This window comes from Rhizobium sp. RM, from assembly GCF_013390595.1.
Classification (GTDB): domain Bacteria; phylum Pseudomonadota; class Alphaproteobacteria; order Rhizobiales; family Rhizobiaceae; genus Agrobacterium.
Map to the genome: position 1 here is coordinate 674,933 of NZ_JACAWV010000008.1, position 13,298 is coordinate 688,230.

Below are 13,298 nucleotides of genomic sequence, written 5' to 3' on the forward strand. Positions count from 1 at the left end.
TCGGTTCGGGTTCTATAACCTCTCATCAAAAGAAGTGAAACAAGGAACAAAAAAAGAACATTGCAATCGCCGTAAAGCCGTCCTACCGTCAGCACCATGGCGATTCAGATATCGAATGAAGCAGCAAGACGGATTTTCCTGGCGCGGCAGGGGCTTTGCTCACCGCCTGGAAGAGCGCTTTCGAAGGATGGGCTGCTTCAGCTCATCACGGATATCGGCTTCGTGCAGGTCGATAGTATCGGTACTGTCGAGCGTGCTCACCACCAGATCATCTTCTCCCGAAATCAGACCTACAAGCGCGAGCATCTGACCGCGTTGCTGGAAAAGGATCGGGCGCTTTTCGAACATTGGACGCATGATGCGTCCATTCTGCCGACGGCATTTTATCCCTATTGGAAACATCGCTTCCGCCGCCGCGAGCCGATCATCCAAGAACGTTGGCGCAAGTGGCACGGCGAAGGGTTCGATGCCGCGTTTGGCGATACGCTCGAGCGTATTTCGGCGGGCGGCCCGGTCATGGCACGAGAGCTGAAGGAAGACGGGCATCAGTCCGGAGGCTGGTGGAACTGGCACCCCTCCAAGACGGCGCTCGAATATCTGTGGCATACCGGCAAGCTTGCGATTTCGGGGCGGGTGAACTTTCAGAAAGTGTACGACCTGGCCGAGCGCGTCATTCCTCTCGAACATCACGAGGCGGAAATAGAGCATGAAGCCTTTGTTGATTGGGCCTGCCGGGAGGCGCTGGGCAGGCTCGGCTTTGCGACGCATGGCGAAATTGCCGCATTTTTCGATATCGTTACCCCGCAGGAAGCGAAGGATTGGGTTACCAGCCATCGCGATGAATTGAGCGAAGTCTTGGTCGGTGCGAATGATGGCAGCAGTGCTCGCCAGTCTTACGCATTTGCGGATTTCAGCGCCGATGTTTCAGGTCAGCCGGAGCCGTCCTCCCGGGTTCGTGTTCTCAGTCCTTTTGACCCGTTGCTGCGCGACCGAAATCGAACCGAACGGCTGTTCGGGTTTTATTACCGCATTGAGGTTTTCGTACCGGAGCCGAAGCGGCAATACGGCTATTACGTTTTTCCGCTTCTCGAAGGCGATCGCCTGATCGGCCGTATCGACATGAAAGCGGACCGCAAGGGGGGAACGCTGGACGTGCGCAAGCTGTGGCTTGAAGCTGGTGTACGCGGCTCCGCCGGGCGCCTGGAAAAGCTGGATGCTGAGCTTGCCCGTCTTGCCCGTTTCACAGGGGTCGAGCGCGTGAATTACCTCGACGGTTGGCGGGACTAGAATTGCTGTTGTTCATGTTTGTGTTTCCATCCTCTCGGGCCTGAAACGCCGAGAGGATGGGCATTGTGTTGCTCAGGATCAGCAGATTTCCGTTGCGGAAATTTTGATGCCGAAGCCTTCCAGACCCACATAGTGACGCTCGCGGGTCGTCATCAGCTTGATTGAGCTGATGCCGAGATCCTTGAGAATTTGCGCGCCAAGGCCGATTTCCAGCCATTCGTTTTCGCGTGAACGTGCCTGCGCATGCGCCTCTTCGGGATCACGCGCCTTGCGGCGGCCAGGCACCTGACCGACACCAACCGAACCTTCGCGCAGGTAGATGATCACGCCGCGACCTTCTTCGGCGATCTTCTGCATGTAGTGGCGTACCGGCTGGCGACTGCCGAAAATGTCGTCGGCAACATTTTCCGGATGCAGGCGAACGGGAATGTCGATGCCGTCACGGATGTCACCGAAAATGACGGCCATATGCTGCATCGGGTCCCAAGGCAGGGAATAGGTTTGCGCCTTGGCGGGACCGAACGGGGTCTCGACGGTGAAAGACGATTCCATTTCCACCAGCGTTTCCTTGCGCTGGCGATAGGCGATCAGATCGGCAACCGATACCTGCTTCAGACCGTGGGTTTCCGCAAAGGCGGAAACCTGTGGACCACGCGTAACCGTTCCATCGTCATTGACGAGTTCGCAGATCACGCCGATCGGCGGCAGTCCTGCGAGCCTGCAGAGGTCGACGGCGGCTTCCGTATGGCCAGACCGCATCAGCACGCCGCCTTCGCGGGAGATGAGCGGGAAAATATGCCCGGGGCGGGTAAAGTCAGCCGGGCCGACATTCGGATTGGCGAGGTTGCGAACCGTCAGCGTGCGGTCTTCCGCAGAAATGCCGGTTGTCGTGCCGTGCTTGAAATCGACCGTGACGGTGAACGCCGTTGTGTGGGCGCTGTCGTTTTCCGCCACCATGGCATTAAGGTTCAGCCGCTTGGCTTCTTCGCGCGGCATTGGCGCGCAGACGATGCCGGAGGTGTGGCGGACGATGAAGGCCATTTTTTCCGGCGTGCAGTGAACCGCCGCGATAATCAGGTCGCCTTCGTTTTCGCGATCGTCATCATCCGTGACGACGACGAGTTCACCGGCTTCAAATGCGCGGATAGCCTCAACGACGCGCTTCTGGTCATATGCCATTTCGGGTGTTCCTCATTTCAGCCGGCCGGTCTGACCGCGATCTCTCAAATAATGGTCGGCAACAGTGCAGGCGATCATCGCCTCGCCGATCGGAACGGCGCGAATGCCGACGCAAGGGTCGTGGCGACCCTTGGTGCGGACATCGACGTTCTTGCCATCGGCATCGATGGACTGACGCTCAGTCAGGATCGACGACGTGGGCTTGATCGCAAATCGCGCAATCACCGGCTCGCCCGTCGCAATGCCGCCGAGAATGCCACCGGCATGGTTGGACAAGAACAAAGGTTTACCGTCATTGCCCATGCGCATTTCATCGGCGTTTTCTTCACCGGAAAGCTCTGCAGAGGCAAAACCTTCGCCAATCTCGACACCCTTGACGGCGTTGATCGACATCAGATTTGAGGCGATGTCCTGATCGAGCTTTGCGTAAATCGGCGCGCCAATGCCAGCAGGAACGCCCTCGGCGACCACTTCAATGACGGCGCCGATTGAAGAACCTGCCTTGCGAATGCCGTCAAGATACTCTTCCCAGACGGGAACCATCGCGGCATCCGGGCAGAAGAATGGGTTTTGGTCGACCTGGTCCCAGTCCCAGTTGTCGCGGTTGATCTTGTGTTTACCGATCTGAACCAGCGCACCTCGGACATTCAGGCTTGGTACGACCTTGCGGGCAATGGCGCCTGCGGCAACGCGCGCAGCCGTCTCGCGGGCCGAAGAGCGGCCACCGCCACGATAGTCGCGAATGCCGTATTTGAGGTCATAGGTGAAATCGGCGTGGCCGGGGCGGAAGCGACGGGCAATCTCGCCGTAGTCCTTCGAGCGCTGGTCAGTGTTTTCGATCAGCATCGAGATCGGCGTGCCGGTGGTGATCAGCGTTTCGCCGTCCTCATCCAGCATCACACCCGACAGAACCTTGACGATATCGTCTTCGCGGCGCTGGGTGACGAAGCGGCTTTGACCGGGTTTTCTCTTGTCCATCCAGTGCTGCACTTCGGCAAGCGTAAAGCGAATGCCAGGCGGGCAGCCATCTACCACGCAGCCCAATGCAGGACCGTGGCTTTCTCCCCAGGTGGTAACGCGAAAAAGATGACCGAAGCTATTATGCGACATACTGCTACAGACCAGAAAAAACAGGGCACACCTGCGGGCAGGGGGCCGTTGGAAACAAGCGGACCTGTCATAGTGGAAAATCGGAATAAGGCAAAAGCCTTTCTTTCGATCAGCGTCGATGATCCGGTGACGCAGTGTTCATGGTTGTTCGGCGTTCGAAAAAAAGCGGCCTCATAGCCTTGTCGCCAATGACCTTGAGAGGGCGATTCGATGTTCTTCACGCGGAGCGTGGTCATGAAACAAATATGAAAGGAGCGTCCTTTTTGATGAATACTGCAGGTTTTCCCACGTTGCTGGAAAATGCGGTGTAAAATTTCCTAACGGCTTGATCGTTCCGCGAAATCCGTTCATCAATTGGGCCGAAAATGTCATGGTTGCGGGCAACTTCCGCCACATTCGAAAGGCACTTCTTCATGCATCAAAAGTTTTCACGCAAATCCACGAAAGCTAGATCGATGCGTTTGATGATTGCCGCCCTTCTGGCCACCGCCAACCTGCTGGCCCCGATCAACGGGTACACCCAGAGTGTCGACGTGGAAGGCACGATCAGCAAGATCGACGTCAACGCGCTGACCATCACGCTTAACGACGGAAAAACCTACCGTGTGCCTGAGGAGTTCAACTTCGAAGGTTTGAAGGCGGGTGTGAAAGTCGTGGTTTTCTACACGGAAGTGGATGGAAAGCGCGTCGTCGATGACATGGACGTGCTGCAATAAGATGATCTGCAGTCATTCCGGTGCGTCGCCGGAATGACATGGGGCGTTGTCCCGTTAGGTCAGGAAATCCATTCCGCGAAGTTCTTGTCTATCTCGACCTTCATGATGCGGTCCTGCGGGATTTGCGTCGTTGACGCTTCGTGCTTGTCCATGCCGGAAATCAGACGGAAGATCGAGCGAATGACGCCGCCATGGCAGACGCAGACCGTCTGTCTGTCGATCGATGACAGCCATGCGCCTATCCGCCATGAGAGAATTTCGTAGCTTTCCGCATCCTGACCCGGCGGGATGAAGTCCCACTTGTTGGCCTTGCGCTCCCTTACCCGCTCCGGAAAACTCTGTTTGAGCTCAGGCAGGGTGTGGCCTTCCCAGTCGCCGAATGACAATTCGACCAGTCGGTCGTCGGTGCGATAGGCGAGGGGATCAAGACCCATGGCGCCGCGCATCAGTTCCATCGTTTCGCGTGTACGCCCGAGTGGGCTTGCGACATAATCGAAATCGCCGGCGGTGGCGCCGAGGATACGCGACAGCGTCTTGCCGTTTCCGACCGCCTGCGAGCGGCCGAAATCATTGAGCGGGACATCTTTCTGTCCCTGAAGTCGGCGTACCGCATTCCAGTCTGTCTGTCCGTGCCGGATCACATAGACGAGCAAAGCGGTACCCCTGTTTCAGAAATGTCCTAAGGTCAGTCCTTGACCACGGAAATGTCAGGCGCGTCGACAGCCTTCATGCCAATGGTATGGTAACCGGAATCCACGTGATGAATTTCCCCGGTAACGCCGGTTGACAGGTCGGACAGCAGATAGAGTGCCGATTTGCCGACTTCCTCGATCGAGACCGTGCGCTTCAGCGGCGCATTGTACTCGTTCCACTTCAGAATGTAGCGGAAATCGCCGATACCGGAGGCGGCAAGCGTCTTGATCGGGCCGGCAGAAACGGCATTCACGCGAATGCCGCGGTTGCCGAGGTCGACGGCGAGGTAACGTACGCTCGCCTCGAGTGCAGCCTTGGCAACGCCCATGACGTTGTAGTTCGGCATGACCTTCTCAGCGCCATAATAGGTCAGCGTGATGATCGATCCACCATCGTTCATCACCGGCTCGGCACGCTTTGCAACTGCGGCCAGCGAGAAGACGGAGATATCCATGGTACGGTTGAAGTTGTCGCGGCTGGTATCGAGGTAGCGGCCGGTCAACTCGTCCTTGTCGGAGAATGCGATTGCATGCACCACGAAGTCGATCTTGCCCCAATGCTTTTCCAGACCCGCGAAAACCGCATCGATCGTTTCGAGGTCCGTGACATCACAGTGGCCAGCCATAAAGGCGCCAAGCTCCTGGGCAAGCGGCTCGACACGCTTCTTCAGCGCATCGCCCTGCCAGGTCAGTGCGATTTCTGCACCCGCATCTGCGCATGCCTTGGCGATACCCCAAGCGATTGAACGGTTATTTGCGACGCCCATGATGAGGCCGCGTTTGCCAGCCATAAGGCCGGATGCCTGAGCCATCTTATGCTCCCTGATACTTTCGATTGATCCTGCCTATGGCATAGGCTGCAATCCTGTTCAAGATTGCCCAAGGTCATCAACTGTTAGGGAGCGTAACAAAGGGTGCTTTGTCCAAGCTATTCGTGAAACAGTCACAAATAAAGGCCTTCGCGCATGTGGCGCATCAGGTCAGTGACCTTGTCGTCAGGCTTTTCGAGCAGCAGGATACGCAGTTCAACGACAAAATCGCCAAATCCGCCGTTGCCGTCGGGAAGACCCTTGCCTTCGAGCCGCAGCATTTTGTCGGATCCGGACCAGGCGGGAATTGCCACGGTTTCTTCGCCGCGCGGAGTTTGTACTGTCGTCTCACATCCGAGGACGGCATCGCTCAGAGAGACTGGTAAGGTTGTATGGATATCATAGCCACGAATGGAAAAGGCGTCGTCTCTGGCCGCCAGCAAGGTAATCGAGAGGTCGCCCCGCGCCATGTTGGGAAGCTTCAATCCCTGTCCTTTCAGCCGCACGACATGGCCATCGGTCATGCCGGGTTCAAGCTGGAAACGGACCTCGCGGTCTTCGGGCAGCAAAAGGGTAATCCACTTGCGGTCTAGAAGATCGGCGACGCTTACTGTTGCTTCAGCGGTGATGTCAGGCGCTTTTTCGAGCGCTGGCTGGTTTGGAAGGAAGCGGCGTACCAGTGCTCCGAACAGGTTGGAGGCGAGAGAAACCGTTGCTTCCGTCTTGTCCTCGTTGAGAGAGGGAGAGGCGGCCTCGCTGGGTGGCGTTGCCTCTGATTTTGCGGCAGTAGCCTTGGCAGCTTCGGCTGCCGCCTGTTGCACCTTGGGGTCGTTTTGCGCCTGTGCACCGAAAATGCGTTCAACGACATCTTCGGCAGCTTCTACCGTTCCATCGGCCTTCTGGCCGGCTGTGGCACGATTGCGCGCTTCGGCACGCGCCAGTTCTTCCATAAGCTTTTCAGCGGCTTTTGCACGTTCAGCAGCTTCGCGTGCCGCCTGCCGTTGCTGCATGATGGTCTGGTCGCGCCGCTTGTTTTCGGCAGCCTGACGGGCCTGATCGTAAAGACCACGTTTTTTGGGGTCCTTGAGGAGATCGTATGCCTGTCCGATTTCCGCAAAACGCGCGGTCGCGTCCGGGTCGTCACGATTGGCATCGGGATGAACGGATTTTGCCTTGGTCCGCCATGCGGCCTTGATTTCATCGTTGCCGGCGTCTCGTTGTACGCCAAGGATCGAATACGGATCGCGCATGCGAAACACCAGTCACGTTGGCTCAGGTGCCTGCCGCCGTCTCATGGCGCAATCCTGAAACTAACCCCTCCGAAAAGGGATGCCCGCGTTCATTCGCGTTCATGCCCTCGGTTTATCAACGTCGACTGTTGCAATAAGTTGCTAATCACTCCTTTACGGAGGAGGGGCGTCAGGGTGTGGTCGGCTTTATTCCACGCGCCAAGGTAAACAGTTTATTTCTGCTCGAAACGGGTCAGCAACCATTCGCCGGTTTCGGAAAGGCAGGCCTGGCCGGCATAACTTGCCACACCTTCGAAAGAGTGGCGCGTCGTTCTGAAATCGCGGCAGACGAAGCCGCTGGCACTGTTTTCATGGATGGCGGTCACGACGCCAGCGCTGCCGGTGGTTGCATTGGCCCAGGGCAGGGGCTGATCGGCAATCTTGGTCAGATCGGCCGATGTGACGGCGTTTCTGATGGTCGCGTCATCGGTCTGCGGTGCATTGTTTGGCTGGTTGGGAACGGAAGCGGTTGAAAGCGAGCGGTCAACCTTGTCGCCGCCGAACAGATCGAGGCTGACGCATCCGCTCAGCACCACAAGCATTGAAACGACTGCGGAAATTTCCGCCGCCGATGACAGGAGGCCCTTTGTTCGACTGTTCGACTTTGCTATGACGATCACCATCTTTCGCCAGACTACATCTCTGGTGCCCAAACACAACTCGGGAGCATTTTAGTCAATATGTCGGAAACGGGGTTAACATCCAGTGACTTCACTGAAGAAAATGAACCGTTCACACTTTTTGCCGAGTGGCTGAAGGACGCAACGGCTTCCGAAATCAACGATCCGAACGCTGTCGCGCTGGCAACGGTGGATGAAAACGGGCTGCCCAATGTCCGCATGGTGCTGTTGAAGGGCGTCGATGACCGCGGCTTCGTTTTCTACACGAACTTCGAAAGCCAGAAGGGCCGAGAGATTCTCGGACAGAAAAAAGCGGCCATGTGTTTCCATTGGAAGAGCCTGCGCCGTCAGGTGCGCCTGCGTGGTGAGGTGGAGGTCGTCAGCGACGCGGAAGCGGATGCCTATTATGCATCGCGTCCTCGCGGCAGCAGGATTGGCGCATGGGCATCGAAGCAGTCGCGGCCACTGGAAGGACGTTTCGCCTTGGAAAAGGCCGTCGCCGAATACACGCTGAAATATGCTGTTGGTGAGATCCCGCGTCCGCCACACTGGTCCGGGTTCCGAATTCGTCCCCTCAGCATCGAGTTCTGGCATGATCGGCCGTTCCGTCTGCACGACCGTATGGAATTCCGTCGTGAGGCGCCGGATGCTCCCTGGTCTAAGGTTCGGATGTTCCCGTAACGCCGATTGGCGGCGCGCTTATTTCAGCAGGGAATCGAAGATCGGCAGGCCGATGACGGCGGAGATGGCAATCAGGCTGTAGCAGATCCGCCGGAACGTTACGTCATCTGCAACCCCGTGCAGTCGCGCGCCGCAATAAAGACCAGCGGCATAAAATGGGACGGCGAGCAGCGAGAAGATGACGACACTCGCCGTAAAAAGGCCTCCAAGGAAGTAGCTCGTGACGGACAGCACGGTCGAAATGGCGAAATAGAGAATCACATTGGCGCGTACGAACGGACCTTTCAACGCACCACCCAGCCAATAGGCAACAACGGGCGGACCGCCCAGTTGCGCTGCGCCGGAAAACAGCCCCGCGACAAAACCGGTGAGAATGGTCAGGGGTGTTTTGGGCCGCCCGCTATAACGCCAACCGGAAATCAAAAAGAGCAGCAACAACACGACGACGCAGGAGATCAACCAGCGCAGTGTCAGCGGATTGCCGTAGGAAAGGAGTGCGGTTCCCGCCGGGACCCCGATGACGGCTCCCGCTGACATCGTGAAAACCTCGCGCCGATCGGCCATCCGCCACGCCGCCGGTATCATGCCGAGCGTCAAAACGCCGTCGACAACGAGAAGAACGGCTGATGCGATCCGAGGGCCGACAATGGCGCTTGCGAGTGGGATGAAAATGAGCGCTGCGCCAAATCCCGAAAAACCACGCGCAAGACCGGCCAGAAGTGCTGCACCGGCGAACATCGCCAGAACGGCAGGGCTTCGCCCGTCGGTAAGTTGGTAAAAAAGATCGGGGTAGGGCATGGCGGGCAGCAGTCGGAGAATTTCAATTGCCTCAGTCGTAGCCGCTTGTCTGCCATTTGTCGTGAGAAATTACCGCCTTTCCTAAGGGAAGTCGCAGGCTGATCGGTCCCGGTGATTCCGTTCGACAACATCGGGGAATCATGATTAGAGTTGAATGAATTAGAACAAAGGATGAACATATGCTTGCGGTAATGATGCGTCAATTCGAAAGCGCGTCGCAGAAATATGCCGATGCGAATGGCATTGTGCGTGATTCCGACTGGTTCATGCTCAAGCTTCAGGAAGAGGTGGGCGAGGTTACGCAAACGTGGAACCGGCTCAGTGGCCGCGGACGCAGCAAAGGCAAAACACAGGAAGAAATACGCCAGGAACTTGCCGATGAAACCGCTGATCTTCTTGGTCATGTCCTGCTTCTGGCCTACCAAAACGGTCTTGATATCGAAGCATCGGTCAAACGCAAATGGCATTTTACGCTTGCCGGGATGGATGCTCAGGCACCACTGAAAACGCCGGAATGAGCGATTTCCAGAAGTTTGGCGACGGCAAATAGGTCGTCACAGATCGCCACGCAACGTTCCTGCATTTCGGGCGTCGGTGGTGCGACATCGGGCACCATGATCGCCGCCATGCCCGCCGCCGAGGCCGATCGGATGCCATGATAGGAATCTTCCAGGGCAAGGCATTGGGCCGGGTCGATATTCAGCCACTGAGCAGCCGTCAGATAGGGATGTGGAGCTGGTTTCGGTTCGGCATAATCACCACGCGCCACGATCCGGTCGAAACGTCGGGGAAGATCGAATGGCGACAGATGCCGTTGGACGGCTTCATGTTGTGAAGATGTTGCTATAGCGCGCCGGACATCGAGGCGATCCAGCAGATCGAGGATTTCGATGACGCCAGGTTTAAGCGCCACGCCCTCTGCCATCATTGTGCGAAGATTGCGCAGCCACGCGTCGCGAAATGTATCGATCGGAAAATTCGCGCCATAGTCCGCGATGATGGTTTTGGTAATCACCGCCCAGGGGCTACCGCAAACCTTCTGGTAGGTTTCAACCTGCATACCATGGCCGCCTTCATCAGAGGCCGCCAGGAATGCATCGCGGTAGAGAACTTCACTTTCGATCAGCAGCCCGTCCATATCGAAGATGACGGCTTGGGGCATAAAGGGAAGCATTCTGTCCTCAACCAAACCGGAACGGGCGTTCGCCAAGGCTTTCGAACGGTCGAATGAGATAACCATCCGGATCGGAGACGATGAACTGGCGGTTGCCAGATTCGATCGGGCCACGCCTGTACCATTTCTCTTCGAGCGCCAGCACCAGTTCAATGCCGGCCCGTTCAAGGCGCGACAGGATCGGCTGCAAGGAGGGGACGGCGAGCTGAAGATTCATGCCGCGTCCGAGCGGCGTTTCGAGCGGCGCGTTGCCAGAGACGAAAGTACGGGTCGCGCCGATCTGATCGATCATCAGTTGCGCATCACCCAGGCCCAGATAGGCGAAGCCTTCTTCCGGGCGTTCAAAAATCACATGAAAACCGATGAGATCGCAGTAGAAGGCGCGGCTTTTTTGCCAGTCGCTGACGGCGAGTTCGGGAACGAGAGCATTACTGAGACCGGTCATTTCATCCTTTTGAACTGATAAAAACGCAGGGTCGTATTCCTCCCAATAGAGACAAAACCTTATCGATTTCTCACGGTCCTGTCATAAAAATCTGCCCGGGCGTAATTGATCGCCGGGGCAGACACGCCTTGTCAGGCCTTGGTGCCGCCCACTGTAATCTGGTCCATGCGCAGATGCGGTTGGCCAACGCCGACCGGAACCCATTGCCCAGCCTTGCCGCAATTGCCGATCCCCGTATCCAGCTTCGAATCGTTCCCGATCATCGTCACGCGCTTCATGGCATCAGGGCCATTGCCGATCAGCATTGCGCCCTTGACGGGTGCGCCAATCTTTCCGTTTTCGATCATGTAGGCTTCGGTGCAGCCGAAAACGAATTTTCCGGAGGTGATATCCACCTGACCGCCGCCAAACGACACGGCATAAATGCCCCGCTTGACGGAAGCAATGATTTCTTCCGGCGTCTTGTCGCCTGAAAGCATGTAGGTATTCGTCATGCGCGGCATTGGAATATGCGAATAGCCTTGACGGCGGCCATTGCCGGTGGGGCGCATACCCATCAGACGGGCGTTCTGCCTGTCCTGCATGTAACCGACGAGTTTGCCGTTTTCGATCAGGACATTGTAACCGGACGGCGTCCCCTCGTCGTCGATGGTCAGCGAACCACGACGGGCGTCAATCGTGCCGTCATCGACCACCGTTACGCCGGGTGCGGCGACCATCTCGCCCATGAGCCCGGCAAAGGCGGAGGTCTTTTTGCGATTGAAGTCTCCTTCCAGGCCATGTCCGACGGCTTCATGCAGCATGACGCCAGGCCAGCCGGAACCCAGCACGACGTCCATCGTGCCAGCGGGGGCATCAATCGCCGTCAGATTGACGAGCGCCTGCCGCAACGCTTCATCCGCACCACGCTGCCAGTTTTCCGTGGTGATGAAATCGCCGAAGCCGATGCGACCGCCAATGCCGTAAGAGCCGCTTTCCTGTCTGTCGCCTTCGCCGGCAACGACGGAAATATTGATGCGGGTCATCGGTCGAATGTCGCTGACGCGGTGTCCGTCGGCGCGCAGGATGTCAACAACCTGCCAGCTTGCCGAAACAGTCGCCGTTACCTGACGGACTTTGGGGTCCTTGTCGCGCAGATAGGCGTCGATCTCGGTGAGCAGCCGAACTTTTTCTTCAAAGCTTGGGGAGCCGATCGGGTTTTCGTCGCCATAGAGCTTCTTGTTCGTGCGCTGGGGCGCAGCAGCATAGGAGCCGGAATAGCCCTTGGTGACGGCGCCGACGGCGTCGGATGCGCGCTTCAGTGCCGCCTGCGAAAGCTCGCCCGCATGAGCGTAACCAACCGTTTCGCCGGCAACGGCGCGCAGGCCAAAGCCCTGATCAGTGTTGAAGGAGCCGCCCTTGAGGCGGCCATTGTCGAATGTCAGCGATTCTGCCTGGGCATGCTCGATGAACAATTCGCCGTCGTCGGCTCCGGCAAGCGCTTCGCCGACCGCCTTGCGCAGCGTCCCTTCGTCACAATCGAAAAGGCTCACAAGATCATTGGTCATTCGAAGGGCTCCGGTCTTTATCGTTTCAAGACCGATTTAGGCACTGATGCGACCAGAAGCAAGGCCGGGCTTGTCAGCCAATCAGGGCAGGGCGTCGTAGCCCTCAGCAAAACCGGTAAGCTCGATCGGAATGCCGACACGGTCCTGGTCCACCGATTCACGCAGGGCAAACACCGCATTCTTTCCGGCGCGCAGCACTTTCAGCAACTCGTCGTCGATATCGACTTCGACGTAGCATCCTTCCGAGAAGCAGCGTGTGAAATAGGCGCGGCCGATGTTGTTGTTGTCGATGTAGAGCTCCATGCCATCCTTCAGCAGCACGCCGAGGGGAGCAAGGATACGCAGAATGCGCGACTTGCGATCTGCCGTTTTCAGCACGACCACGGAAAGTCCAACTTCAGGCCGGTCGTCGGCAATGACGTTCTGCATCAGGGCGCATTGGTCGTCCGACGCACCAGCGGGCTTGTCGCAGATTACCGACCAGGCACCATGCGTCGATTTCGGCGTTCCGGGCTGTTGCTGGGCAACGCTCGGCACGGCGGACGCGATGAAGGCAAAACCGGCAGCGGCGAGAAAAGTGCGCGCGAGCGGGGAGAGACGCATGGAAACCTCTGGAATTCGAATCAGTGCGGCTATTTTGACGCCGTAATCGGGAAAAAAAAGCCTTCCCCCTTCAATTCCAGTGGAGTTGGGCGGAAATAGGACTGCTAAGCTCTTATTGATCTTCGTTTTTAACATGCGGATGTGCCCGGAATCAAAGGTCCGTGATGTCTTCGGGCTACCATTCAGGTGCATTTGGTTCGATTGTTCGCGCAGAACTGACGAATGGCAAAATTGCCTTGCCTCCGTGTCGCCGGGCATATTGCGACAAAGGGCAAACTGTGGTTTGAAGTTAGTACCATAAGCATGGATTCTGCGTTTGTGATTGATGGAGATCAAGCAACAAGCGCG

At 57.3% G+C, this 13,298-nt stretch carries 15 protein-coding genes; 4 read left to right on the forward strand and 11 right to left on the reverse strand.

The annotated features are described in order from the left end of the window. Positions 1–96 precede the first annotated feature (96 nt). Positions 97–1,287 carry a winged helix-turn-helix domain-containing protein gene (locus tag HWX89_RS12205; RefSeq protein WP_138794730.1) on the forward strand — a complete coding sequence of 397 codons (1,191 nt, stop codon included), beginning with the start codon at positions 97–99 and terminating at the stop codon, positions 1,285–1,287. 78 nt (positions 1,288–1,365) lie between these two features. On the opposite strand, the gene ribB is transcribed toward HWX89_RS12205, so the two are convergent. Together ribB and aroC are read right to left on the reverse strand one after the other, a co-directional pair. Next, complete coding sequence (gene ribB / locus HWX89_RS12210) at positions 1,366–2,466, reverse strand: 3,4-dihydroxy-2-butanone-4-phosphate synthase (protein WP_138794731.1); 1,101 nt, start codon at positions 2,464–2,466, stop codon at positions 1,366–1,368. Positions 2,467–2,478: 12 nt separating this feature from the next. Further along, positions 2,479–3,576: a chorismate synthase gene (gene aroC / locus HWX89_RS12215; RefSeq protein WP_138794732.1), complete on the reverse strand. Its 1,098-nt coding sequence runs from the start codon at positions 3,574–3,576 to the stop codon at positions 2,479–2,481. A 455-nt stretch (positions 3,577–4,031) separates the two neighbouring features. Between aroC and HWX89_RS12220 the strand changes: the two genes are divergently transcribed. Next, the gene (locus HWX89_RS12220; RefSeq protein ID WP_178340720.1) at positions 4,032–4,292 is read left to right on the forward strand and encodes a DUF1344 domain-containing protein; all 261 of its coding nucleotides are present in this window, start codon (positions 4,032–4,034) and stop codon (positions 4,290–4,292) included. Between the two features lie 59 nt (positions 4,293–4,351). On the opposite strand, the gene HWX89_RS12225 is transcribed toward HWX89_RS12220, so the two are convergent. The 4 genes from HWX89_RS12225 to HWX89_RS12240 form a co-directional block, all read right to left on the reverse strand. Further along, entirely contained in the window at positions 4,352–4,945 is a 594-nt protein-coding gene (locus tag HWX89_RS12225; RefSeq protein WP_138794734.1) for a histidine phosphatase family protein, read from the reverse strand. Between the two features lie 32 nt (positions 4,946–4,977). Beyond that, on the reverse strand, positions 4,978–5,796 hold the full coding sequence (gene fabI / locus HWX89_RS12230) for an enoyl-ACP reductase FabI (RefSeq protein WP_138794735.1): 819 nt from the start codon (positions 5,794–5,796) through the stop codon (positions 4,978–4,980). A 131-nt stretch (positions 5,797–5,927) separates the two neighbouring features. Further along, positions 5,928–7,043 carry a DnaJ C-terminal domain-containing protein gene (locus HWX89_RS12235; protein ID WP_138794736.1) on the reverse strand — a complete coding sequence of 372 codons (1,116 nt, stop codon included), beginning with the start codon at positions 7,041–7,043 and terminating at the stop codon, positions 5,928–5,930. A 212-nt stretch (positions 7,044–7,255) separates the two neighbouring features. After that, positions 7,256–7,705 (reverse strand): RT0821/Lpp0805 family surface protein, encoded by a 450-nt coding sequence (locus tag HWX89_RS12240; protein WP_138794737.1) that lies wholly within the window; start codon positions 7,703–7,705, stop codon positions 7,256–7,258. Between the two features lie 57 nt (positions 7,706–7,762). On the opposite strand from HWX89_RS12240, the gene pdxH reads away from it, so the two are divergent. Beyond that, on the forward strand, positions 7,763–8,383 hold the full coding sequence (gene pdxH, locus HWX89_RS12245) for a pyridoxamine 5'-phosphate oxidase (RefSeq protein WP_138794738.1): 621 nt from the start codon (positions 7,763–7,765) through the stop codon (positions 8,381–8,383). Positions 8,384–8,401: 18 nt separating this feature from the next. Here pdxH and HWX89_RS12250 read toward each other — a convergent pair whose 3' ends face one another. Then, on the reverse strand, positions 8,402–9,181 hold the full coding sequence (locus tag HWX89_RS12250) for a sulfite exporter TauE/SafE family protein (protein ID WP_246705138.1): 780 nt from the start codon (positions 9,179–9,181) through the stop codon (positions 8,402–8,404). Between the two features lie 179 nt (positions 9,182–9,360). Between HWX89_RS12250 and HWX89_RS12255 the strand changes: the two genes are divergently transcribed. Next, the gene (locus HWX89_RS12255; protein ID WP_138794739.1) at positions 9,361–9,699 is read left to right on the forward strand and encodes a pyrophosphohydrolase domain-containing protein; all 339 of its coding nucleotides are present in this window, start codon (positions 9,361–9,363) and stop codon (positions 9,697–9,699) included. Here the strand turns inward: HWX89_RS12255 and HWX89_RS12260 are convergent. From HWX89_RS12260 to HWX89_RS12275, 4 genes are all read right to left on the reverse strand, one after another. Beyond that, positions 9,672–10,355, reverse strand: a complete 684-nt coding sequence (locus HWX89_RS12260) for an HAD family hydrolase (protein WP_138794740.1) — start codon at positions 10,353–10,355, stop codon at positions 9,672–9,674. The two genes, HWX89_RS12255 and HWX89_RS12260, sit on opposite strands and share 28 nt — an antisense overlap. A gap of 7 nt (positions 10,356–10,362) precedes the next feature. Next, complete coding sequence (locus HWX89_RS12265) at positions 10,363–10,800, reverse strand: bleomycin resistance protein (RefSeq protein WP_138794741.1); 438 nt, start codon at positions 10,798–10,800, stop codon at positions 10,363–10,365. A 131-nt stretch (positions 10,801–10,931) separates the two neighbouring features. Then, entirely contained in the window at positions 10,932–12,347 is a 1,416-nt protein-coding gene (gene tldD / locus HWX89_RS12270; protein ID WP_138794742.1) for a metalloprotease TldD, read from the reverse strand. Between the two features lie 81 nt (positions 12,348–12,428). After that, entirely contained in the window at positions 12,429–12,950 is a 522-nt protein-coding gene (locus HWX89_RS12275) for an invasion associated locus B family protein (protein WP_138794743.1), read from the reverse strand. Positions 12,951–13,298 lie beyond the last annotated feature (348 nt).